The organism is Paenibacillus sp. FSL R10-2199 (genome assembly GCF_038000235.1).
GTDB classification, from domain to species: domain Bacteria; phylum Bacillota; class Bacilli; order Paenibacillales; family Paenibacillaceae; genus Paenibacillus_AQ; species Paenibacillus_AQ phytohabitans.
Genome location: NZ_JBBOBO010000002.1, coordinates 506,883 through 530,696, shown reverse-complemented (window position 1 = coordinate 530,696; position 23,814 = coordinate 506,883). Strand labels below are relative to the sequence as shown.

Sequence of the window (23,814 nt, the reverse complement as noted above, 5' to 3'; positions counted from 1 at the left end):
AAAGCCGCAGCGTTAGGACGAAGACATACAAGCGCGAGCTTGGCGCTCCGTCCGGGATTGTTCAAGATGCTAAGGACGGCATCGCTGCTGCGGCGGGGCCGGAGGGTGGAGCGGTAATCATGGATTCGCGACTCCCCAGCCGAGGGTGAGCCGCGAATCCATAGTCCCCGCTCCAGCGGGGCAAGCCGCCTACAGCTTGCCTGCGCTGATCTCCGCGATCGCGGCGTATTCGATCAGCGCTGCAGTGCCGGCGGCCGTGAGCGTGTAGCGGCCGCGCCCGACCCGGAAGAACCACGCATAGTAGTTCTTCTGCAGGTAGGCGGCGGCGCCCGGCACGCCGCTTCGCTTGCGCAGCGCGGCGGGGGTCACGCCGCGCGGAGCCTCAGGCGCGCCGCCCAGCGGGGCGCGCCCGTCTGCGAGGCCGGCCGCGCCAGCAGCGGCTTCGGCCTCGAGGGCCTGCAGCGCGGCGGCCACGCGCAGCGCCTTCTCGCGGTAGGCCGTCACGAGCTTGACGCGCGTGCTGCCGCCGGTGTTGTAGTCCCCGCTGCGCTCGCGGAACTCGTAGAGCAAGCGCTCGCGGCGGCGTACAGCGCTGCGGGCCCGCGGCGGCGCCTCGCCCGGCTCCGCGAGCACCTCGACGAGCGGGGCCTTCGTCTTATAGAAGACGACGGTGATCAGCCCGAGTCCGAGCCGGCGGCACAGCCCGCTGAGCTCGCCCCAGCGCTGGTTCACCGCGCCCTTCTTATCCCGCACGCGTTCCACGGCGAGATAGACGTTAGGGCTAAGGCGCAGCCGTTCCACCCCCTGCAGCAGCAGGGCGAGGTTGAACGATTTTTTCATCTCCACGATCAGCGGCTGATCCTCGTCTTCCCGGATGCCCACCAGGTCGCAGGTCCGTACCTCACCCTTGATGTCATAGCCCTGCCGCTCAAAAAAACTCTTCAAAGGAGCATACAGCTCCGTTTCCTGTTTGATCGCCATTGTACTCACTCCTGCGCTCTTAATGCAGCATAATTATTTAAGGGAAATCATGATTCTCTATTATAGCACAGCAAAAAAGAGGTCAACTATTCCGGGCTCGCCGCATAGGTATGTAATACACTTTCTAAGCTTGGTGGAGCAAGTAGGAGCGCAAGAGGAGGCAGCGAGCCATGGATATTTTTGAGCGTATAGCTTCGTATCGGGCTGAGAACGACCGTTTGGCGTGGAGCGGCACTTTCAAGGACTATATAGAACTGCTGAGACTAGATCCCTCTCCCGCAAAAACGGCTCATTCCCGCGTATACGACATGATCAAGTCACACGGCGTCGAGGACATCAACGGACGTAAACGGTATAAGTTTTTTGAACAGGAAATCTTTGGGCTGGACCGTGCGGTGGAGAAGCTGGTGGAGGAATATTTCCATTCCGCCGCCCGGAGGCTGGATGTGCGCAAACGGATCCTGCTGCTGATGGGACCGGTCAGTGGAGGCAAGTCAACACTCGTCACCCTGCTCAAACGCGGACTGGAGCAATATTCGCGTACGGATGCAGGTGCGGTATATGCCATCGCGGGCTGCCCGATGCACGAGGATCCACTGCATCTGATTCCGCTGGAGCTGCGTCCGGAGATCGAGCGGGAGCTGGGTGTACGCATCGAAGGCAACCTCTGCCCATCCTGCCAGATGCGGCTGAAGAATGAATACCAGAGTGATATCGAACAGGTTGGAGTTGTCCGGGTGCTGTTGTCGGAGGAAGAACGGGTAGGTATCGGGACCTTCAGCCCGTCCGATCCGAAGTCGCAGGATATTGCCGACCTGACGGGCAGTATCGACTTCTCGACCATCACGGAATTCGGCTCGGAATCCGATCCGCGCGCCTACCGCTTCGACGGGGAGCTGAACAAGGCTAACCGCGGGGTAATGGAGTTCCAGGAAATGCTGAAATGCGATGAGAAATTCCTGTGGAATCTGCTGTCGCTGACCCAGGAGGGTAATTTCAAGGCCGGGCGCTTCGCGTTAATCTCGGCGGATGAGATGATCATTGCCCATACCAATGAGACCGAGTATAAATCCTTCATTTCCAATAAAAAGAATGAGGCTCTCCAGTCGCGCATGATCGTCATGCCGGTGCCTTATAATCTGCGGGTCTCGGAAGAGGAGAAAATCTACGCCAAGCTCATCGGCCAGAGTGATATGAAGCATGTGCATATTGCCCCGCATGCGCTGCGGGCGGCGGCGATCTTCTCAATCCTGACCCGGCTCAAGGAGAGCAAGAAGCAGGGCATGGACCTGATCAAGAAGCTGCGCATGTACGACGGCGAAGAGGTAGAGGGCTACAAGGAAGCCGATCTCAAGGAAATGCAGACCGAGTACCTGGACGAAGGCATGTCCGGCATCGACCCGCGTTATGTCATCAACCGCATCTCCAGCGCTTTGATCAAAGGCGACCTGCAGTGCATGAACGCATTGGATGTGCTGCGGGCGATCAAGGACGGCCTGGACCAGCATCCTTCGATTACGAAGGAGGAACGCGAGCGTTACCTGAACTTCATTTCCATTGCCCGCAAGGAATACGATATTCTCGCCAAAAGCGAAGTGCAGAAGGCATTTGTGTACTCTTTTGAAGAATCCGCCAAAACACTGTTCGAGAACTATCTCGACAATATCGAAGCCTTCTGCAACTGGTCCAAAATCCGCGACCCGCTCACGGATGAGGAGATGGAGCCGGATGAGCGGCTAATGCGCTCCATTGAAGAGCAGATCGGCATTTCCGAGAATGCCAAGAAGGCATTCCGCGAGGAGATCCTGATCCGCATTTCCGCTTATTCCCGCAAAGGCAAGAAGTTCGAGTACAACAACCATGACCGGCTGCGGGAAGCGATCGAGAAGAAGCTGTTCACCGACCTGAAGGATATTGTCAAAATCACCACCTCCTCCAAAACGCCGGATGAGAGCCAGCTGAAACGCATCAACGAAGTCAGCCGCCGCCTGATTGATGAGCACAACTACTGCCCGATCTGCGCCAATGAGCTGCTGAAATATGTCGGAAGCCTGCTGAACCGCTGACGGGGACGCAGCTTGCCGGAACTTGGGGACTGCCGGAAGGTAGTCCTTTTTCCCGTCACGGCTAAATATGTGCTGGTTCGTATAAAAGGGAATACCCGGCCATAATCATGACTTCGCTCGGATATTCCCCTTATAAAGATAGACCGGGCCCGGCTTACTCCTGAAGCTCCTTGGCCTCCTGATTCTTGCCGCCAATAGTAAAGCCTAATTGTCCGTTATATTTGCCTACCTGTCCGGTAACGCCTAAGCCTGCGCCCTGACCGCCGCCGAGCTGCGCCTTGGCCTGGGCACCGAGCCCATTGTCACCGCCGAGCTGCAATTGGGTCTGGAGTCCGGCACCTTGACTTAAGCCCAGATGGCCGCCGGCCTCTGCACTCAGACCATGTTCACCTCCGGCTTGCGCCCCCGTATGAAAGTTGGCTCCCTGGCCGCCGCCCAGCTGGGTAGCTGCCTGGGCAGCCAGCCCGTACTTGCCGAAGGCCTGGGCATCTGCATTAAGTCCAAGACCCTGGCCGCTGTCCAGATGGGTGTTACCTTGCGCCTGGATTCCATAAGAAGTGTTGCCGATGTGGCCGTCTGCATGCATACCAGCACCGGTGTATTTAACATTGCCGCCGGCATTTACACCGATGCCGTGTTTACCGCCTACTTCACCTCCGGCATCTACATGAATCCCTTGCCCGCTGCCGACATCTGCGTTCATATGCCCTTTTACGAATTCATTTTTTACACTTTGGTTTTCTGTTGCCGGAAGGGTGTGACCGGGTTCTGAGCGGACCAGATGGTGGTAGTAATGCGAGTAAGGGAAGGAAGTGTTACGCGGAGAATAAGGATAGGCGGATGGATAAGCTTGACTGTTCGGATATTCGTTATCAAAGGTCATAAGGGTACCTCCATTATTCAATTAATTACAACAGCCTATTCATCTCACCCTTGAAGTGATACGATTCAGGGGACTTAAAAGTGTGTTGTAATGACAGCAGCGCTGTGCTACATTATGAATGAATTTAATATTATTCACTCAGGCGCGGAGGGCTTACAGATGGAAGATAAGAAGGCTGAGATTTTCAGATGCGGCAAAGAGCTGTTCAGCTCCAAGGGCTTCAAGGACACCAATATTTCCGACATTACCAAAATGTGCGGGTTCGCCGTAGGCACGTTCTACAATTATTACGCCTCGAAGGAGAAGCTGTTCATCGATATTTATCTGCAGGAGAACGAGAAGCTGAAGCGGAGCATCCTGCAGTCTTCGGTCAATCTGGATGACGAGCCTGCCAAAGTGCTCAAAGAAATCATGGCGCTTAATTACAGCGGGATCCATACGAATCCAATCCTGAAGGAATGGTACAACAAAGCTCTTTTCAGCAAGCTGGAGAAGGAATTCTATGAGCATGGCGGTATAGAGGGCATTCATGAAATGATGAACAGCGGCACGCTGGAATTAATCCGGCACTGGAAGACCAAGGGGAAGATCAGAGAGGATCTGGAGGACGGCATGATTCTTGCCTTGTTCAACTCCGTGCCGTATATTGACATCCACAAGGAAGAGATCGGGGTTAGCTATTTCCCGCAGATTCTGGATTATTTAGTCGAGTTTATCATGAAAGGCTTGACGGATACACAGCATTGACAAAGGTCTCCGGCTTCGTTTGGCCGGCGGCAGAATACACTATTAAATGTTCAGTGGATGTACTGGGCATTTTATTCCGGTTTGAAATGAATGAATATAATTATGTTCATTCATATTTTAGTACGCCCAGCATGGGCGTCATCTTTAGGGTGAAAGTCCCGAACGGGGGCTGGCGAGCGCCTACCGTTAGCCAAGGGCAAGGGTGTCCACCGTGAGGTGGAATCTGAAGGAAGCCGGAGGCAAAAGCACGGGCCAAGGTACACGAACTGGATTTGAGGCTGTGTCAGTCGGATGAGTCACCTAAACATGACGAAATCCAAAGCCGCCAAGGGCTGGCGCGGTATACTCCAGTGGTCGCGGGCAGACAGATGACGTTCTTATCTGGGGAGACCTGTCAGATAAGCAAGAAAAAAAAACTTGTAACCGTAGCTGAGAGGCTGCGCTGAACTGGCAGGAGTCAGCAGAAGCCATAGTACGTAAGCTGTTGCAACAATTTACGGAAGGGCTGAACCGAAAGGAGAGAGGAAAGCGATGCGTTCGCATGAAGAGCAACGACAGCAGAATATCTCGCAAGGGAGCTTGCGGCAAAGAGAAGCGGTGAAGCCGTCAGGGTATGCCGGAGCGCCGAGTTCTTCGTCGGCACAAGTCGTCCCTTCCTCTCGCGAAGACCAGAACAACTTGCTGGAGCAAATGCTCAAAGGAGATAACCTTCGACTCGCTTACAAACGAGTGGTGCAAAATGGAGGAGCGCCCGGTGTGGACGGTGTAACGGTAGCGAATCTACAAGTTTACCTGAATACGCACTGGGCATCGGTGAAAACTGAACTTCTGACGGGAACTTACAGACCTGCGCCAGTCAAACGGGTGGAAATCCCCAAACCTGGAGGCGGTGTACGGCAGCTAGGCATCCCGACTGTGATGGACCGTTTCCTCCAGCAAGCACTTTTACAAGTCATGAACCCGATCTTTGACGCACAATTCTCGTGGTACAGCTACGGCTTTCGGCCGGGGAAGAGCGCGCATGACGCCGTTAAACAAGCCCAAAGATATATCCAAGGCGGCCTCAGATGGGTCGTGGATTTGGATCTGGAGAAATTCTTTGACAAGGTAAACCACGACATGCTAATGGCAAGAGTGGCGCGGAAAGTGGAGGACAAAAGAGTGCTGACGCTAATCCGTGCTTACTTAAACGCCGGAGTTATGGTGGATGGAAAATGGGAGCGTAGCCGGGAGGGAACGCCACAAGGCGGTCCGCTTAGTCCGCTTCTAGCAAACATTCTATTGGATGATCTGGACAAGGAACTGACCGGGCGAGGTTTGCGATTCGTACGCTACGCGGACGACTGTAATATCTTTGTGGCGAGTAAACGAGCAGGCGAGCGTGTCATGGAATCGGTAAGTCGGTTTGTAGAAGGAAAGCTAAAACTGAAAGTAAACGGGGAGAAAAGTGCGGTAGCGAGACCTTGGCACCGAAAGTTCTTAGGATTCAGTTTCCTGAGCCAGAAACAGGCAACGATTCGGATTGCTCCGAAGAGTCTCGCAGCTTTTAAAGGGAGAATTCGAGAGCTAACGAAACGTACCTGGTCCATTTCCATGGAAGAAAGGATTTACCGACTGAACCGCTATCTGATGGGTTGGCTCGGTTATTTCCGTCTAGCCTCGGCGAAGACACACTTCCAAACACTGGACCAGTGGATTCGGAGGAGACTTCGAATGTGTCTGTGGAAACAGTGGAAACGAGTACGTACACGAATCCGCGAGCTTCGAGCACTCGGGGTTCCAAAGTGGGCTTGTTTTAAGATGGCCAACTCGCGGCGAGGCGCGTGGGAAATGTCCCGGAACACGAATAACGCCCTTTCGACTTCCTATTGGGAAGCAAAAGGGCTGAAGAGTTTACTTTCACGCTATCTGGAACTTTGTTAACCTTTTGGAACCGCCGTATGCGGACCCGCATGTACGGTGGTGTGAGAGGACGGGGGCTTGCCGCCCCCTCCTACTCGATAATATAACGAATTGAGGCGTCATTATGAAGACTATCATTATTTACAGATCAGGCCGCAGCATGAACACTCAGAAGATTGCAGCCGCTATGGCTGAAGTGCTGGGTGCAGATTTGGCCAAAGTGGAGGACGTTAAGCCGGAGATGCTGTCCGGATATGACCTGATTGGCTTGGGTTCAGGCATTTACGCCTCCAAAATCCACCGCAGGATGTTCAAATTCATCAAAAAGATGCCGCTCCGGGACAAGAATGTCTTTATTTTCTGCACATCCGGATCTGGGGTATTCAAGAATCAAGCGCTGGTTGAGGCAAAGCTGGCGGCTAAAGGCTGCAACGTCATCGCTGAGTTCCACTGTCCCGGGGAATTCAGTCCGCTGGGCTTCAATCTGGACAAAAAAGGGCATCCCAATGTGCAGGATTTCGCGGCTGCCCGCAAGTTTGCAGCTGGATTATTAGATAAAGCTTCCTTAATCAGCTAAAGTAATGCAGCAAATCTGGAACAGACCGGCTGGCTGCCGGTTGTTATAATGGAATCAGCTTTGTGTTAGGGAAAGGCTGGTGGAGCACCTGAATTACAGCAGGGAGATCGAGCGGAGTATTGATTATATTGAGGAGCATCTGCGGGAGAACCTGACGGCAGAGGAGATTGCCGCACAGGCGGGGTATTCGCTGTATCATTTTTGCCGGATGTTCAGCCAGTGCCGGGAGATGCCGGTCATGGAATATGTGCGCAGCAGGAGGCTGTCCCTGGCAGCAGTAGAGCTGTTTGGCGGGCGGCGGATTACGGATATTGCGCTGGAGTATGGTTTTGAGACCCCCGGCGGCTTCGCCAAAGCCTTCCGCAAGGCCTTCGGCTATAGTCCCTCGCAGTATGCGGCACGGATGGACGGGTATCTCCGGGACAGAACAGTGTACCAAATCGGGGATTATATCAGGGAGCCCGTGATGGTGAGCAAACCGGCGTTTAGGGTGGCTGGTTATGGCATCGAAACGAACGTGGAGGCCGGAAGCTATACGCAGGACGTCGCTTCTTTCTGGTATTACTATGACGGAGACAATCTGGAGGATAAAATGTACGCCAAGCTGAACCCGCTGAAGCACGGGGAGGTTGGCTTATGTATTCCGGCAGACGATGGCGGCAACGCCGTCTACCTGCTGGGGGTTATAGTGGAGGACTTCAGCCTTGTGGCTGAGGAAATGCTAACCGCTGTTGTGCCTGCTGCGCAGTATGCGGTATTCACGACACCGCCGGTGGATCTCAGCGATGAGGAGAACCCGGATACTTTTGCCCAAGTGGTGAAGTCTACGTGGCAATATATCTTCGAGGAATGGTTCCCGGAAAGCGGTTATGTACATGACGAGGACAAGCTGAACTTTGAGTACTACGACGAGCGGTGCCATGCGCGGGTAGATACGGTGATGGAGATCTATGTTCCGGTGATTGAGCGGCGGGGAAAATAGGAGCTAAATACGGCGGAGGCAAAGGCTGTGCGGTGAAGGCGTAACTGCGGGGATTTTGGACTTCCGGTCGCTGCTAAGATTGGATTTAAACCGCTGGGCAGCGGTTTAAATCCAATCTTAGCTTATGCTTCCGAAGCGAGCGTTCCTATGGAAAGCTTTCAGGCGAACGCTATCGCTCCTACAGTTCCAAAATCCCCTCCGTTACTCCCACCGCCCAGTCTTTGCCTGCTTATTAGTCCTGTTGTTCCGGCCGCTTGGTGGTGGCGGCCGCAAGGAAGGCCCGCAGCGCACATTCCAATGTGCAGGCGGGCCTGGATTTTGTAAACCGGTAAACCGCGGCTACACCCGCTGGCACTTCGTACAGGGCGGGTGTGACCACAGCCACAACCAAAACTACAACCAAAACACCAACCACTAACCACTTTATCATGGGAAATTAGCCGGAACTGACTGAATGCCAGCAGTTATGTGTTAGCACAGGTCATCACGCGAGCAAATTCCCCGCTGGGATTCCACTTTTACAAGCTGGTTGTACTTTGTACATTAGAAACCCCTATATTTGTTACTGAACTGCATTCTGTTGTATTTCGTGCATTAGATTTCTGCGTTTAGAGTAAAAAACAGCCTATTCTCTAAATTCAATTGTACAAAGTACAATAGATGCTGTTTTTCAGAGGAATTAGCATTATTCTACTGCACAAAGTACAATTGCTAGTATTGTAATACATCATAGAGTACTCTCCGGACTCAGGTTGAGCTGTGCTAAGAGGACACGCTACATAAACTTCCGCTGCACCTTTTTGCCGTCATAGGTAAAAAGGGCTTTTTTGTCTTCCACAACAGTTTGCAGATGCACGGTGCGGCCCCACAATGAGTAGATATGCGGGAGGGTGCGTTCCAGGTACTTGAGATCCAGCTCGATGCTCTCGTAGCGGTGGGCGATCAGCAATTCGCCGTTACGCTCATAGTCGGCATCCTGGACAACAAGGTACGGTGAACCGCCGTTAACCCGGGCCAGCACAAGCTGGTCACGCACATTTTCCCAGGCTTTGTCGGTGATCTTCCATTCCGGGCCTTTTTTCTCGAAGACATAGAGGTCAAGGTCGTTAACCAATTGCTTCGACAGGTAGCTGCGGATAAAAGAAATGTCGGAATCCAGCTCGCGCACCTCGAACATTTTGTCCCGGTCCCAGCGGCGTTCGATATCCTCGAAGATCTTCAGCCCCAGGTAATAAGGGTTCAGGCTCTGGCGCGAAGGCTGGACTACGGATGAGTTGAGCTTGGCGTATTCCACCGTTTCCTCGGCCGTCAGATCCAGCTCCCGCATGATCCGCTGATGCCAGTACGAAGCCCAGCCCTCGTTCATGATCTTGGTCTCCATCTGCGGCCAGAAATAGAGCATTTCGTCATGCAGCATGGTCATGATATCGCGCTGCCAGTCTTCGAGGGCGGTGGAATATTGCTGGATGAACCAGACAATATCTTTTTCCGGCTCGGGAGGGAAGGTTCGTTTGCCTGCAGTTTCCGGCGTTGGCGGGGCGACATCGCTCTTCTCCAGATCCCATAGCTCACTGTAGGCATTTGCAGGACCGGGACCGCCGGGAGGGGAATCCTTGCGCTCCTTCATTTTGGCTTCGAGCAGGTGGGTCTTGCCCAGCTTGCGCGGCTGGATCAGGCTGGGATCAATATGCTCCTGAATCGCCAGCACAGAATCGATGAAGTTCTCCACCGTATCGGTTCCATAGGTAACCGAATAATCGGCGATCCGGTCAGCGGTGGCCGACATGCTCTCGACCATATCCCGGTTGGACATCGAGAAGCGCATATTGTTCTTGAAGAAGTCGCAGTGCGCCAGCACGTGGGCGACAATCAGCTTATTCTGCACCAGGGAGTTGCCGTCGAGAAGGAAGGCGTAGCACGGATTTGAGTTGATCACCAGCTCATAAATTTTGCTCAGGCCGAAATCGTATTGCGACTTCATTTTATGAAAAGTCTTACCGAAGCTCCAGTGTCCGAACCGGGTGGGCATCCCGTAGGCACCGAAGGTATAAATGATATCCGCAGGACATATCTCATAACGCATCGGATAAAAATCGAGGCCGAACCCGGTAGCAATCTCCGTAATCTCGGCAATCGCCCGTTCCAGCGCTTTAATCTCATCACCGGGCATGCATCCATCTCTCCTTCCAGCTTGTGAACCGTTCTTCTTATGTATATGGGCGGAGGGGAGGGAGTATGATGGCGGGATATTGAACTTGTCTGTACGGCCGGGTGGAAATTAGCAACGATTCGTTTGAACATGGTACAATTAGTTAAAGCTCGTACACATAATCAGAAGGAGGCCAGACATTGTGTCAAATCCGGATGAGAAGAAAATTCATACCTATCAAGATTGGCTAACCTGGGAAGGAACCTGGGAGTTAATTAACGGCAAAGCCTATAATATGTCTCCAGCTCCGACCTCATTGCATCAATATATTGTAGGAGAACTTCATTTCGCCCTAAGGACATTCTTCCAGAACCGGAGCTGCTATGTGTTTGTGGCCCCATTTGATGTGTTCTTCAGTGAAAGTGAAGAGTATCAATCACCTGATCATGTCACTGAGCCGGATATTTCCGTTGTCTGTTCTAAGGACCAAATATCCAAGAGCGGCTGTAACGGTGCCCCAACCCTAATTATTGAAGTGCTGTCACCATCTACTGCACTTAAGGACTTTAATGAGAAGTTCAATTTATATCAGAAGCATGGAGTTCCGGAATATTGGATTGTGGATCCTGGGAATCGAACGGTTCATGTATATACTTTGGAGGATGGCAGTTACCAGGTACGTCATTTATATACGGAGCAGGAATCGGTTAAATCCATCGTCTTTAAAGATTTACAAATTCCAATGAACACGTTATTTAGTTTATAACAACAAATACAATCAGCCGGCGGGATATATCCTTGGCCGGTTGTTTTTGTACTCAGAATCGGGCCAGATATGATCTGGGAAAAATTAGGATATAGAAAAAGCCTAGCTCATATGCGATATACGCTAATGGGTTAGGCTATTTATAATGATCACATTACCGATTAACACCCAGTAGTATCCGTTAAACTCAAAACCAGGGAAGTCAGAAACTCCATCAGCTTTATATTTGGGTTCATCAGCCAAAACAGACTTAGAACGCCTAAAGACGTTCATAGGGTCTACTTTTAATTCCTTCATATGGGCAAGTGCTACCCGAGCGTAAGTAGTCCAGAGAACCTTGTATTGGTCAGATTTCATTCTGGGCCTCTTTCAGTAATTGTGCAAACTCCTCTTCGCTGTCACTGTATGTGGAAATCCCTTCCTTACGATCCTTTTGAGCTAGCTGTAGTTGAGACAGAACACCTTCATCTTTAAAAATAACTGAAGTCATTCGCTTCTTTTGTTCATCTGTAAATGTAGGCCGCTCATCTTTCCTTTGCAGAGTAACGTTAAATCCAAAATTTTCTTCAATTAGCGGGACCAAGTCTTTAAGGTCTACGTAAGATTTGCCCTGAAAGCTCTGTTCTAATTGTTCCTTGGAAATGGACATTCTGCTCACCTTACTTTCGCTCATTATATCATAAACCAATAGCAATCTTATTGTGTTAAGATTACATTTATTAACACTTGAATATCATGATTTTCTAGATCTAAAGGGGGCCAATCTGTATGAGCCAACACTGTTGTGAATTACATGAGATCGTCCATAAAATGACTCGGCATCATTTTCCCTTCGAGGACAACGTGATCCCCAGAAATGGGGTCTATTTGCTTTTTGAAACGGGGGAATACGGGCATGATGCGGAACGGATCGTTCGAGTTGGTACCCATACAGGCCTTAATCAACTTAGGTCGCGTTTGAAGCAGCATTTTGTTCAGGAGAATAAGGATAGAAGTATATTTCGCAAGAACATAGGTAGGTGCCTGCTGAACCGAGACAAAGATCCATACGCAAGTGTATGGGAACTCGATTTTACAACTCGGGAAGCTAAACTTAATAATGGTCATCTGGTAGATCCAGCATATCAGTCAAATATCGAGAACAGAGTCAGTGATTATATACAGAAGCATTTCTCATTTTGTGTGCTGGCTATAGAAGATAAACAAGAGCGTTTATCTTTGGAATCCAGGCTCATATCTACGTTATCGTTATGTGATGAGTGCGCTCCTTCTGTTCAATGGCTTGGGATGTCATCACCCCATGAAAAAATAAGAAGAAGTGGACTTTGGCAAGTGAACGAGTTGTATAAAGAACCCTTGAATAACCAAGATTTTGACAGAATCGAGGTACTCGCCAGTGAATCGAGATAAATCGCTTTGTATTATTCCCTGCGGTGCCGCGAAAATATGGGATAAACAGCCTTCAATTGGACCTGTAGAAGCGCAGAACGTTTATACAGGTGTTTTTGCCGTGGCCTGTCAAAGGTATGCTAAAACCTTCTTCGATCATTGGGTGATTCTGTCTGCAAAATATGGTTTTCTATTTCCTGAGGATATGATTCCAGAGGACTATAACGTGTCCTTCATTAAGCCTTCCAGTGAGACCATTCTTATCGCTCAATTGAAAGAGCAGGCTGAAAGCAAGGGATTATTCAAATATCAGGAGATTACGGTGCTGGGCGGCAAGCATTATGCGGATCGAGCTAAGGCTGTATTTAATCAAGGACAGGAATTGTTCTTTCCTCTAAGCGATTGTACGGGGATCGGCTATATGCTGCAAAGGTTGACCCGAGCGCTGGAAGGACATGAGGAGATATCTGGAGATTCACTGGAGTCACCGTCTGAAGTTAATGTACGGCCTACTTTGAAAAAGCATAGAGATCAGCCGAAGAATCTTATGGAGAATAACGTTGGGAAATACGTTTCACTCTATCGATATTTACTGAGTACCGAAGGTAAGCAAGTGATTATGACTATAGGCCAAATCGAGACGGTACTAGGTTTCGCACTGCCTGCATCTGCAAGTAAATATCGTCCGTGGTGGGCTAATGCTTTGACGAATACACAAGCTAAATCTTGGCTGCTCGCTGGTTGGGAAGTGGATTCAGTCACGCTTGGAGAGAAGACTGCATTCAGAAAAATAGGCGATGAGGTGTAGCTCTGTTGAAAATAGAAATCGGAGAATCCTTGATGCTCTCATGGCTGAGACATGCAAAGAATTGTCAGCTTGTTCAGTTGAATTGGAAGCCATCGGTGAAGTCGTGGGAGATTCATAACGAAGCGGTCGTCGAAAGTATGATGAAAGATTCAGACCTGTATTTTAAAGAGAAATACAGCCTTGATTTGTTTAAGCAAAACAGTTCATTCTCTCAACTACTCCAACAGGCGGAGATTGATGCTTTGGGTATGGAAGTTGGAGGGCTAAATGGTGTTGAGAGTATATACGGAATAGATGTAGCTTTTCATGAGTATGGCCTGAATTACGGCTCCAAGGAAGAAACAATTTCCAGAGTGCTGAAGAAAATGATTCGCACTGCTATGGCAATTCATGGGTATTTCAATTTGAATGCTGGAAATATTATATTTGCTGCTCCAAAAATATATGGAGCAATACGTGAACCGCTGCAACTCTACATAGCCGAACTCCAGGATCTGTTCCATGCAAAAGGTTTAGATTTTCGCTTTGAGCTCCTCTGCAATGAGGACTTCAAGGAGAAAATTTTCAATGTTGTAACAGCCTTATCTAATTCTGTGTCAGATACTTCGGAGCTGTTTATGCGAAGTATACAAATGTATAATCTTTTCGCGGAGGATAAACAGCCAGTAAACCTACCGAAATCGCCAGTGAAAACAAAGAAATTACCTGCTGATTTTAAAGGATCTGAGGAAATAAAGATTGGTGCTTTTGTTAAATCCAGTTTTGAACGCTTGATTGCGAATGATGTATTAACTGTGCAAGAGATTGAGCGGTTGCAGCGACTGGACTACTCGAAGAAAACATTTAACATCACTTATCCTGTATTGAAGAAGGTCGACCCTAACCTTTCCTTGACCGAACAGCGGAATATCAACGGACGACCCAGATTCTACGCTGATCCGTATTTGATCTATGGTTATGATTATCTATTATGTAATCATTGGGTGGAGAACCTCAGTAGAAGTTATTTCGATGCATGGCTAAGACGTATAGATGAAACAAATGTAGGGGACTCAATTTGAGTCCTCATTTTTTAATACTCCCCTTGTATTTAGACATGTTATTATGGACTTAGGAATATTTTCCTATGCATCATTTTACATTTCAAGAATAAATCATCCAGAGGTGAATGGTATGAGTAATAGCAATTTAAACTTTCTTGTCGAACCATTGGAACATTCTATCCGATCTGGCCAAAATGGCTGAGCGGAACGTTTATATTAACCCGAATACTTCTCTAATTAAGCAAGCTTGGTATGTTTGGGGAGAAACGATAACGAAATACATAGGTGAATTTGAGTTAACTCCAGGTATGAAGCAGAAGAGCTATAATTTAGGCAGACAGCTAGGCACCCTAAACCGTCAAGATGAAGCAGCGTTCAAAGATCCCAAGCTGGAAAGCTATCATTCGTCTACGGAGATCTTTGAACTCCCGACATTGGATGACGATGAGGCGTTCCTTCTGTAGAACAGTATAATTATAAAAATTTATTTGGAAGGACTGTTTGAATCTGTGGCTAATAAAAATGAAATCTTAAATATTGAAATTAATAATATTGAAACTGACTTTGATTTTGAAGAAATTGAAGGTTTTTTATCAAAACAGTTGGAAGAAAGCTTTTCTGATTTAGAGCTACTGGAAGGTGATAGAGAAAAATTATCTGATCCTGATTCTTTAGGGAAAATAGTCTTGGATGAGGTTTGGAAACAGTTTGGGAATCAAATTGGTCTCGACATGACTAATGAAACATTAATTCAAAAATATGATAGAGAGCATCCTGAAGAGTATAAGGATATTGCCGATTCCGTTATGCAAGATAAACGATACAAAGATGCCAATAAGGCAATGAAGGAGCAACAACAAACTGGAAATTTGAAGGATGAGTACACAGGAAAAGACTTGAAACTTGGAGAAAAGGCTAATTTAGATCATGTCGTATCAAGAAAAGAGCTATTCGATAATCAAAGAAGGAAGCAAGCAAATTTAGATGTAGCTAGCCTTGCCAACAAAGGGGAAAACCTAAAGCCGACAAACGAATCTTTAAATAAAAGTAAAGGAGCCAAGAGTAACAAAGAGTATACAGAAACCCGTGAGACTAGGGAAAAATCTCTGGTTGAACAAAACGAAAAGGCAAATAAAAAGATTGATGAATCAAATATGTCCGATGCTGATAAACGTTGGCAAAAAGAAGAAAATAACAAACGTTTTAACAATAAAATTGCTGCTGATGACGATCTTATGATGAAAGCTGATAACGGAGCAAGAAAAGCAATTAATAAAGATATTCGATTGGATGTAGCTAAAGAAGTAGGGAAAAAAGCTGGGAAAGATGCCTTAAAGACAATGGCTATCTCAGCGCTTTTTACACTGTTGAAAGAAATCATGAATGGTTTAGTCCGTTTTTTCAAGGGGAAATCTAAGTCGCTTAATGGATTCTTATCTAATATGAAAGAATCTATAAGATCATTCTTCTCCAAAATATACAGTGTTCTTCAGACGGGAGCATCAACTTTAATCGGCACAATAGTATCTGAAATTTTCGGACCTATAGTAAGTCTATTCAAGAAATTATCAAGTTTTATTAAGCAAGGGATATCGTCTGTTGTTGAAGCCGTTAATTTTCTTCGAGATAAGAAAAATAAGGAAAAACCTTTGTCCGTAAAGGTAGCACAAGTTGGAAAAATAATAACAGTTGGATTAGTTGGTGGTAGTGCAATTTTCTTAGGAGAGGTTTTTGAAAAGTTCTTATTTACTACAGTTCCTGGAATGCAAATTGAGATCCCACTGATTGGCACTCTTGCGAATATGATTGGTTTGTTTTTATCAAGCTTAGTGTCTGGATTAGTTGGCGCAATCGTACTAAATCTTATCGATAAATTTATCTCCAGAAAGGCAAAAGAAGAGATTGATCAGCAAATTATTTATAAGAAAAATAAGCTTATAAATCTTCAGCAGGTACAACTATTTGCAGCTGAAAGCTATGTAGCCGCAAGTAAAGAAAATGTTATGAGCGAAATTTCAGAGAATCACACATTAGCGAAGGACATAATGCAACAATCGCTTACTAAGATATTTGCTGGAGATAAGGCCAATGATAAAAAAAATAAAGAAATCATTAGTGATAATCAGAAAAGTTTAGTTCAAATGCAAAATGATTTAGAAGATTTACTTTGAGGTGATCAGAAATGTCAATTAAAACCGAGACAAAGCATAATCAAAATAAAAACCAGATAGCCATTATGAATAACAGCACCAATGATTTCAATAAAAAGAAAAATAAATTAAAAGAATTTAGTGAAAAAATACCTAAAGAAGAGATTTTACCTAGTGTTCCAGGTTCAAGGGGACCTTTTGGGTTGTTTGATTATAAAGTAACGGGTGATGACCTGAATAGGCTGACTCAAAATATTCAGGATAAAATGATTAAACAGAATCAAGTTCTTGTTAGAACAATTAAAGAATTCAACACTATCTACGATACGTTTTCCGCATTAGATAAAGAATATATTCATGGAATTTTGATCTCATTGAAAGCAGCTGAAGAAGCTAACGCGAAAGCATTAAAAGGAATCGAAGGCGTTCAAACAAATCAAAATGAGATCACACAAATAATTAATCAGCAGAAGCAAGTCATCCAAGTTTTGAAAAAATTCAAAGAAAAAATAGAGAAGATCGAACACTTAACCGATGTTGATATAATTTTCGGTAATCTTTCAACAATGCAAAGTAAACTTAAAGCATTTGAAACCAAGGTTGAGGCTCAAGATCTGACATTAGCCGATCTTACCGATGAAGTGAAATCATTCTTATCTTCACTTTCAGTTTTTCAAGATGATTTCAATTACTTAAAAGAATTTCAAGTTGAACAATTTCAAGCAGTTTCAAATCAAAATGAAAATATATCTAAAATCGAAGTAATAATTACAGAAAATAAGACTAACATCGAAACTCTAAACCAAGAAATTGATATTCATGAAGAGAAACTCATTGATATAAAACGATTAATTCAGGATGATATCCAGATCTTATCTGAAAAAGTCGTTCAAAACAATTCTGAGTTCGATGCCAAACTGGATTTAATGACTAACGAATTCATCACAACAAACAAGAAAGATATTGAAGATGCTATTCAGAAACTCAATAGTGGAATCGAGCAACAAGCAGAAAGTATATCTGCATATATCAAAACTCTAAATAAAGAAATTGATATCCATGAAGAGAAGCTCAATGATATGAAACGATTGATTCAGGATAATATCCAGATCTTATCTGAAAAAGCCGATCGAAAAAATTCGGAGCTTGATGCTAAACTGGATTTAATGACTAACGAAGTCATAACAAACAAGAAAGATATTGAAGATGCTATTAAGAAACTCAATGTAGGAATAGAGCAACAAGCAGAAAGTATATCAGCATATTTTGAATCTGAATTATCAATGGCCAAAAATGAGGTTGTTGAGCTTAATCTGTTGACAAGAAATTTATCAGAAACGTTGAAGATTACTCAAATTATTTCATTTACAACTATCACTATCATATGTATTCTAGTAGTTTTGATAATAAGTGAGGTTTTATGATGATTTCAGAGAATTACAAATACCAGCTGATTAAAGAAACAAAGCAGTTAGATGTTTTCTTGGGACAAACATCTGATTTTGAACGATTAGTTCGAGAAATAACTGATGAACAAAATGATAGGGCTGTTTTAGAGTTAATCAAAAACTTAGGTATCTTAACTAAGAAACAATCCTTACCTAACATGGAACAAAAGCAAGAAAAAATTGTTGAGATGTTATATAAATATCTTGGAGCATCAAAAGTTGATGGAATTTTCCAGGACTTAAAAGAGTCGTCCAATGTCTCACTAGATGTGCTACTTAACCAATTAGATGATTTGGTTGGTCTCGAAAATGTGAAGCAGCAAGTCCGTGATTTGATTGATTTTAATCAAGTACAACATTTACGGGAGAAAAACGGACTAAAGAAGTCTAACAAAACTTTACATATGGCGTTTCTTGGAAATCCTGGTACAGCTAAAACTACAGTGGCTCGTATTGTTGGGAGAATGTACAAAGCTATCGGATTACTGAGTAAAGGTCAATTCATTGAAGCGAGCAGGACTGATTTAATTGCTGAGTATCAAGGACAAACAGCAATTAAGGTGAAAAGATTAATTAATCGTGCAAAAGGTGGAGTCCTATTTATTGATGAGGCGTATAGCATAACAGAGAATGATCATAGCGATAGTTATGGGAGAGAAAGCCTTACTGAGTTAACAAAAGCTCTCGAAGATTATCGCGATGACCTAGTTGTGATCGTAGCTGGGTATACAAATTTAATGGGGAAGTTCTTTGAATCCAATCCAGGATTAAAGTCAAGATTCAATACATTTATTTCATTCAGTGATTACTCACTCGATGAGCTTGTTCAAATATTCAATTACACGTGCAATCAAAATGATTATGTTGCCCAAGAGGAGGCAATTGAAAAAGTCCGTAATGTGTTACAAATGAAATTAAATGAAAAAAATGATCACTTTTCAAATGGTCGTCTTGTGCGGAATTTGTTTGATGACATAACGCTGAATCAATCAAAGAGACTCTCTAGGTTGACGGAGCATATTACTAAAGAATCGTTGATGTTAATTACTAAAGAAGATGTCTCTCAAGATATAATATTTGGATAGTCGTAGTGATCATTGTAAACCAATTCCGATAGTTAGCTAATATAAATAACCACGTTTAATAAGAACTTCATAATATTCATCCAGATAAAATCAGACGGAAAGGACTGAGCCTATGGCAAAGAAAAATTTATCTGAGGAAGATATCAAAGCCAGATATATCACACCAGCAATCACTAATGCAGGATGGGATATAAAAAAACAAATTCGTCTGGAATATGCTTTTACGGTTGGCAGAATCATACTTCGTGGTAATGTCACAACTAGAGGCAAGAGGAAAAGAGCGGATTATGTTCTGTTCTATAAAAACAATTTTCCTCTAGCTGTCATTGAAGCAAAGGATAACAATCATTCAGTTGGTGCAGGTTTGCAGCAAGCCATTGCCTATGCAAAAGCACTCGACATCTATTATGTATATGCAACCAATGGGGATGGATTTATTGAGCAAAATTTAATCACGGGTGAAGTAAGTGAACTAAGCCTTGGAGAATTCCCCTAACCAGAGGACTTATATAGACGATACTTAAATGATAAGAATGTAACCGATGCAGAAGAAAAGGTGCTTCTAGAACCTTATTATTATGTGCCTAATTACAAGATCCCTAGATATTATCAGCGTATAGCTATTAATCGAACTGTGGATAATATTCCAGTTGTGCTTTCCCTTCGTCATTATCCCCTGTTATACGCATAATATATTTATCATTTGCAGCATACAAATCCTTGTTTGCATTAATTAGAGCTTGTCTCATTCGCTCTGCATGTTCAATATCCACACAGAAAACAATCGTTTTGCTAAATCTGTCTGTCTTCTTTAAAAACTCAGTAATCTTGGCTGCAATCACCCTCGTCCTGTCATCAATAACCAAGGTTCTGTCATAATCCTTGATATTATATTCTCTATCCTCAATTTCATAGCCATGTTTATCGACTTTCCCAATCTCTGGTCGATACCCTTCAAGGTCTTTATCAAGGCCAATTCTTATCACTTTATATGGGGCTAAATAGCCATCATCAATCCCTTGCTTTAAAGAATACTCGTAAATAGGCTCACCAAAGTAAGCTTGGCTTGAGGTTTCCTTCGTTTCAATAGGTGTAGCAGTACATCCTACATGAGTGGCTGATGAAAAGTAATCCAAGATTTTTCTCCATGCAGAATCCTCTTTTGCGCTGCCTCTATGACACTCATCTACAACAATCAGATCGAAGAAGTTCGGTTGAAATTGCAGATAGGCTTCTTCTCCGTCATCACCTGAAAGCTGCTGATACAGAGCAAGATAAATCTCATAGGAACTGTCTAGGATCCTGTTCTCAACCTTTGTCATTTTACCGCCAAATGGCTTGAAATCACCTGATATCGTTTGGTCTACCAATACATTTCTGTCCGCTAAAAATAATATTTTCTTCTTAACCCACAGCGAATATGCTAAGAGGTTAGGCTATTTATTTGTTCTGGGTCTTGTTCAGTAACTGGGCAAACTCCTCTTCGCTGTCACTGTAAGTGGAAATTCCATCTCTACGATCCTTTTGAGCTTGTTGAAGTTGAGAGAGGACACCTTCATCTTTGAAGATAACCGAAGTCATTTGCTTCTTTTGTTCATCTGTAAGTATTCTGGTCATTGGAGCCACTCTTGGTCTACTAGAAGCACGAATCTCAACCTTCAAATCATCATTTCCGGTATGTGACACAATCACGCCATCCTTAGATTGTAGCTGCTCCTTAGTCGCTTCTTGGGGGTCTTGAATAGCACGGATCAGTGCGACTTCATCCACAAACTTAGTGTTGCCTTCGGTATGTGATGCAAGGATTTGCAGCTTAACGTATTGATTGGGATAAATCTTCCGAACCTCTTCCCATTGCATGGGCTGGCACCTCCAATTTGGTTTGTCCTTATATTGTATCAGAATATGATCCATAAAAAAGTTCTCCAAAACGATGTATATCGTTCATGGAGAGCCTTTTTGTGTAAGCACCTTAGAGATTCGAAGCCTATATAAGAAGCACTAAAGAAACTAACAAAAGCAAAAGAAGCGGAGTGGAAATTTGGAACTGCAGGAGCGGTAGCGACCGCCTTCGTCACCGGATATCCACCGCGAAGAGCGGTATTAATCAAGAAATCTGGGGACAACAGCGCCGGAAGTCCAAATGTTCACCGCAGTGACGATGAAGCTTCAAGTTCAAGTCTTAAGTGCGTCTTATATAGCCTAAACATTCATTATTCTGCTTCGGTATAGAATATTTTAAGTAGAATATTCTGCGAATAATTTCCAAAGTGCTCCCCGAAAATAGTAAGTCCACCTTTGTTTTTAGAATGATCATCAATACTAATCTTCAACTTGATGAAGGGGGAATCTTCGATCTTTAAATTGGCAAGTGTAACCGATGATATTTTTTGACCGTCTATTCCGGTATCATTCTTGGTGACTCTTAAATGTTTTAAAAGGCCGTACTGGCTAAGTTTGTTATCCCACCAGGTTGGTGTTAATTTTCCGCGTACATCTGAAAAATTACCTGGAGCCGTCCAGGTGCCTAAAAAAACATCGTTTATATAAAACGCGATATCACTTGGCCAATTATTGTTGGATTCAGGAAACTCTGAAGAAAGCTCCAGGGATAACTCTAATAATTCTGCAGTAAAATTTTTGTTAAAATCATTCGGAATAATATATTCAACGAAGCCCTCCGCAAACCAAAGTAATGAAGCATCGATCCGGTCATTGGATACGAATGCCCGTTGATCATCTAACTTTCCGATTACTTTAGTTGGGCTAGCTAATCCACATGTAGGGGTGACTGAAAAATTAGAATAGTATCCAAGCTTGATTTCATTAGTAATCACATTAAAAGGAAGATGAAGTTTTTCTGGTAAGTTGATGGAAATATGATCAACAGCAAGAATAAAATTCTTCTTTCTGCTATCGGTAACCTCTAAGTTTTCCTGGAGCTTGATTATCTTGGCGTCCTCTAGTAATCGGATATGGCGTGAAACGATAGCTTTGCTTAATTTTAGTTTTTTGGCGAGCTCACTAACATTAAGAGGCGTATGTAACAATAATTTGAGAATTGAAGCTCTTGTGTCAGATGCCAGTGCTTTCAAAACAGAAATACCATTCTCATCGAGTTCTAAGAACATATGTACCTCCTCACTCGGATTTACTAGCGGAATCAATTCTCATAAATCTAGCTTCTAGCGGCTGTTGAACATTATAACTCACATTTCGTACCCCGCCAATACTTTCCGTATCTGAAAAATCAAGTGTATAACATATTGTTAACTTTTTTGTTTACAATAAAAGGTCTAGTTAAGCGGTGACTTTTTTTTGTATACCACAAAGTTGAAAATCAGAAATAACGTTGATACAAGCTTGAAAGAACGTTTTCATCATGATAGTATTTGCTTGCTTGGACAAGTAAAACAAAGAAAAATAAGTTATTTGGAGGAGGGTTTACTGTGAAACACACAAAAAAGTTAACTATTATTGTTGCGGGACTATTAGTAGTTTCACTTCTTTCAGGGTGTGGGAAAACCAGTGATTCAGCTAGTAATGGTGGAAAAGAAAGTGGCAAAAAAGAAGAGCTTCGCATCAGTTGGTGGGGAGGCGATTCGCGTAATAAAGCTGTGCAAGAAGCTATAAGTAAATTTGAAGAAGAAAATCCTAATATTAAAGTTAAGGCGGAATTCGCCGGATATGCTGGTTATCAAGAAAAAATGACTACCCAATTGTCTGGAGGGACTGCTCCTGATGTTATTCGTTTAGATTCCATGTGGGTGGATCAATATGTAAATCAATTATCAGATTTGAAAGAGTTGGGCGAAGAACTGGGTCTTTCTAATTTTTCACAAAATGTGCTTGCGCCCTTAGAAAAGGACGGTAAACTGTTAGGGCTTCCCCTTTCAACTGTCTATAGACCGTTACTATATAACAAAACGGTGACTGATAAATATGGAATTGAAGCACCCCAATCTTGGGATGATCTTTTTGCAATGAGAGATAAGTTGCCAGAGGATCATTATCCGATGGCGAATTTGGTAGGGTCAAAATATGCGTCCCCGATCGTATTTTTCTCAATTTTAGCACAGCAAACCGGACTTCCGCTTTCTGATGATAATGGAAATTTAAATTACAAAGAATCTGATTTTGAGAACATGCTATCTTTCTATCGCGAATTGGTAGAGAAAAGAATTATGCCATCCAAAAAAGAAGTGGATAACTCAGGGTCAATAGAAGGTGCGACAGCAACAGAAATAATGGAAGGAAAGTGGGTTAGCTTATTCGAGTTTACATCGAATACGAATACCATACAAAATCAGCTAAAAGAACAAGGCTTTGATTTAGAGGTGGCTGGCTTTCTTTCAATGAAAGAAGAAAAATCTACGGGTGTCTGGACGAAGCCTGCCATGGTATATTCCATTCCTGAAAAAACAAAACACAAAGAAAGTGCTGCGAAGCTAATTAACTTTTTAATGAATAGTGAAGAAGCAAATAAGATTCAAATGCTTGAAAATGGTGTTCCCGACAGCAAAGCGGGAAAAGAGGTGCTTGAAAAAAACAATCTGATTACTCCGTTAACAGCTGAAATCACAAAATTAGGCGATGAAAAAAATGATAGCAAGCTTTCTACTATGTTCAAATGGGATACAGCAAAGTTGAATGATGTGTCACTGGATGTAATCACTAAGCTGGATTATGGTGAGGTCGATACGAAAGAAGCTGCAAAGGAACTGTATGCGGCTTACAAGGAACAAGAACAAAGCTTTAAAAAGTAAACATAAATGAACACAATCATTTAATGCCCAAAATTATTTACATAAGTTTATTCCAATTTTGGGCGTTGAATG

The 23,814-nt window shown here is 44.5% G+C and carries 21 protein-coding genes and 2 pseudogenes; 15 read left to right on the top strand and 8 right to left on the bottom strand.

Going from position 1 to position 23,814, the window contains the following annotated elements:
• Positions 1-189: 189 nt before the first annotated feature.
• Complete coding sequence (locus NYE33_RS30295) at positions 190-981, bottom strand: DUF2161 family putative PD-(D/E)XK-type phosphodiesterase (protein WP_042135187.1); 792 nt, start codon at positions 979-981, stop codon at positions 190-192.
• Between the two features lie 170 nt (positions 982-1,151).
• On the opposite strand from NYE33_RS30295, the gene NYE33_RS30290 reads away from it, so the two are divergent.
• Complete coding sequence (locus tag NYE33_RS30290) at positions 1,152-3,047, top strand: PrkA family serine protein kinase (protein WP_039304496.1); 1,896 nt, start codon at positions 1,152-1,154, stop codon at positions 3,045-3,047.
• Between the two features lie 154 nt (positions 3,048-3,201).
• On the opposite strand, the gene NYE33_RS30285 is transcribed toward NYE33_RS30290, so the two are convergent.
• Positions 3,202-3,930, bottom strand: a complete 729-nt coding sequence (locus NYE33_RS30285) for a hypothetical protein (protein ID WP_052421748.1) — start codon at positions 3,928-3,930, stop codon at positions 3,202-3,204.
• Between the two features lie 159 nt (positions 3,931-4,089).
• Between NYE33_RS30285 and NYE33_RS30280 the strand changes: the two genes are divergently transcribed.
• The 4 genes from NYE33_RS30280 (at position 4,090) to NYE33_RS30265 (ending at position 8,138) form a co-directional block, all read left to right on the top strand.
• Positions 4,090-4,677, top strand: coding sequence for a TetR/AcrR family transcriptional regulator (locus tag NYE33_RS30280; protein WP_042140920.1), 588 nt, complete (start codon positions 4,090-4,092; stop codon positions 4,675-4,677).
• 531 nt (positions 4,678-5,208) lie between these two features.
• On the top strand, positions 5,209-6,600 hold the full coding sequence (gene ltrA, locus NYE33_RS30275; protein ID WP_081969899.1) for a group II intron reverse transcriptase/maturase: 1,392 nt from the start codon (positions 5,209-5,211) through the stop codon (positions 6,598-6,600).
• Positions 6,601-6,703: 103 nt separating this feature from the next.
• Positions 6,704-7,156 (top strand): flavodoxin domain-containing protein, encoded by a 453-nt coding sequence (locus tag NYE33_RS30270; protein WP_336103592.1) that lies wholly within the window; start codon positions 6,704-6,706, stop codon positions 7,154-7,156.
• 79 nt (positions 7,157-7,235) lie between these two features.
• Positions 7,236-8,138 (top strand): AraC family transcriptional regulator, encoded by a 903-nt coding sequence (locus tag NYE33_RS30265; protein WP_231575319.1) that lies wholly within the window; start codon positions 7,236-7,238, stop codon positions 8,136-8,138.
• A gap of 775 nt (positions 8,139-8,913) precedes the next feature.
• On the opposite strand, the gene NYE33_RS30260 is transcribed toward NYE33_RS30265, so the two are convergent.
• Entirely contained in the window at positions 8,914-10,308 is a 1,395-nt protein-coding gene (locus NYE33_RS30260; RefSeq protein ID WP_042135191.1) for a SpoVR family protein, read from the bottom strand.
• 181 nt (positions 10,309-10,489) lie between these two features.
• Between NYE33_RS30260 and NYE33_RS30255 the strand changes: the two genes are divergently transcribed.
• Positions 10,490-11,053, top strand: a complete 564-nt coding sequence (locus tag NYE33_RS30255) for a Uma2 family endonuclease (protein ID WP_179093422.1) — start codon at positions 10,490-10,492, stop codon at positions 11,051-11,053.
• A gap of 123 nt (positions 11,054-11,176) precedes the next feature.
• Here NYE33_RS30255 and NYE33_RS30250 read toward each other — a convergent pair whose 3' ends face one another.
• Complete coding sequence (locus NYE33_RS30250; protein WP_076242670.1) at positions 11,177-11,410, bottom strand: hypothetical protein; 234 nt, start codon at positions 11,408-11,410, stop codon at positions 11,177-11,179.
• Positions 11,400-11,726, bottom strand: a complete 327-nt coding sequence (locus tag NYE33_RS30245) for a hypothetical protein (RefSeq protein ID WP_341069026.1) — start codon at positions 11,724-11,726, stop codon at positions 11,400-11,402. Before NYE33_RS30245 ends, NYE33_RS30250 begins: the two co-directional genes overlap by 11 nt.
• A 95-nt stretch (positions 11,727-11,821) precedes the next feature.
• On the opposite strand from NYE33_RS30245, the gene NYE33_RS30240 reads away from it, so the two are divergent.
• From NYE33_RS30240 to NYE33_RS30205, 8 genes and pseudogenes are all read left to right on the top strand, one after another.
• On the top strand, positions 11,822-12,463 hold the full coding sequence (locus NYE33_RS30240) for a hypothetical protein (protein WP_076242672.1): 642 nt from the start codon (positions 11,822-11,824) through the stop codon (positions 12,461-12,463).
• Positions 12,450-13,250 (top strand): DUF7662 domain-containing protein, encoded by an 801-nt coding sequence (locus NYE33_RS30235; protein ID WP_076242673.1) that lies wholly within the window; start codon positions 12,450-12,452, stop codon positions 13,248-13,250. Before NYE33_RS30240 ends, NYE33_RS30235 begins: the two co-directional genes overlap by 14 nt.
• A 5-nt stretch (positions 13,251-13,255) precedes the next feature.
• The gene (locus tag NYE33_RS30230) at positions 13,256-14,311 is read left to right on the top strand and encodes a hypothetical protein (protein WP_076242674.1); all 1,056 of its coding nucleotides are present in this window, start codon (positions 13,256-13,258) and stop codon (positions 14,309-14,311) included.
• 137 nt (positions 14,312-14,448) lie between these two features.
• Complete coding sequence (locus NYE33_RS30225) at positions 14,449-14,757, top strand: hypothetical protein (RefSeq protein ID WP_076242675.1); 309 nt, start codon at positions 14,449-14,451, stop codon at positions 14,755-14,757.
• Between the two features lie 24 nt (positions 14,758-14,781).
• A complete protein-coding gene (locus NYE33_RS30220; protein WP_341069022.1) occupies positions 14,782-16,464 on the top strand; it encodes a hypothetical protein in 1,683 nt (560 codons plus the stop codon).
• An 11-nt stretch (positions 16,465-16,475) separates the two neighbouring features.
• Positions 16,476-17,867 carry a hypothetical protein gene (locus tag NYE33_RS30215; RefSeq protein ID WP_341069019.1) on the top strand — a complete coding sequence of 464 codons (1,392 nt, stop codon included), beginning with the start codon at positions 16,476-16,478 and terminating at the stop codon, positions 17,865-17,867.
• Positions 17,864-18,976, top strand: a complete 1,113-nt coding sequence (locus NYE33_RS30210; protein ID WP_218639429.1) for an AAA family ATPase — start codon at positions 17,864-17,866, stop codon at positions 18,974-18,976. The genes NYE33_RS30215 and NYE33_RS30210 overlap by 4 nt, the downstream gene beginning before the upstream one ends.
• Positions 18,977-19,088: 112 nt before the next feature.
• Positions 19,089-19,622: pseudogene (locus NYE33_RS30205) on the top strand (type I restriction endonuclease); the annotation flags it as partial.
• Here the strand turns inward: NYE33_RS30205 and NYE33_RS30200 are convergent.
• From NYE33_RS30200 to NYE33_RS30190, 3 genes and pseudogenes are all read right to left on the bottom strand, one after another.
• Positions 19,615-20,385: pseudogene (locus NYE33_RS30200) on the bottom strand (DEAD/DEAH box helicase family protein); the annotation flags it as partial. The pseudogenes NYE33_RS30205 and NYE33_RS30200 overlap by 8 nt on opposite strands.
• A 31-nt stretch (positions 20,386-20,416) precedes the next feature.
• Positions 20,417-20,836: a hypothetical protein gene (locus NYE33_RS30195; RefSeq protein WP_341069012.1), complete on the bottom strand. Its 420-nt coding sequence runs from the start codon at positions 20,834-20,836 to the stop codon at positions 20,417-20,419.
• 353 nt (positions 20,837-21,189) lie between these two features.
• Entirely contained in the window at positions 21,190-22,107 is a 918-nt protein-coding gene (locus NYE33_RS30190) for an ArsR/SmtB family transcription factor (protein ID WP_042135193.1), read from the bottom strand.
• Positions 22,108-22,425: 318 nt separating this feature from the next.
• On the opposite strand from NYE33_RS30190, the gene NYE33_RS30185 reads away from it, so the two are divergent.
• Positions 22,426-23,742, top strand: a complete 1,317-nt coding sequence (locus NYE33_RS30185) for an ABC transporter substrate-binding protein (protein ID WP_042135195.1) — start codon at positions 22,426-22,428, stop codon at positions 23,740-23,742.
• Positions 23,743-23,814 lie beyond the last annotated feature (72 nt).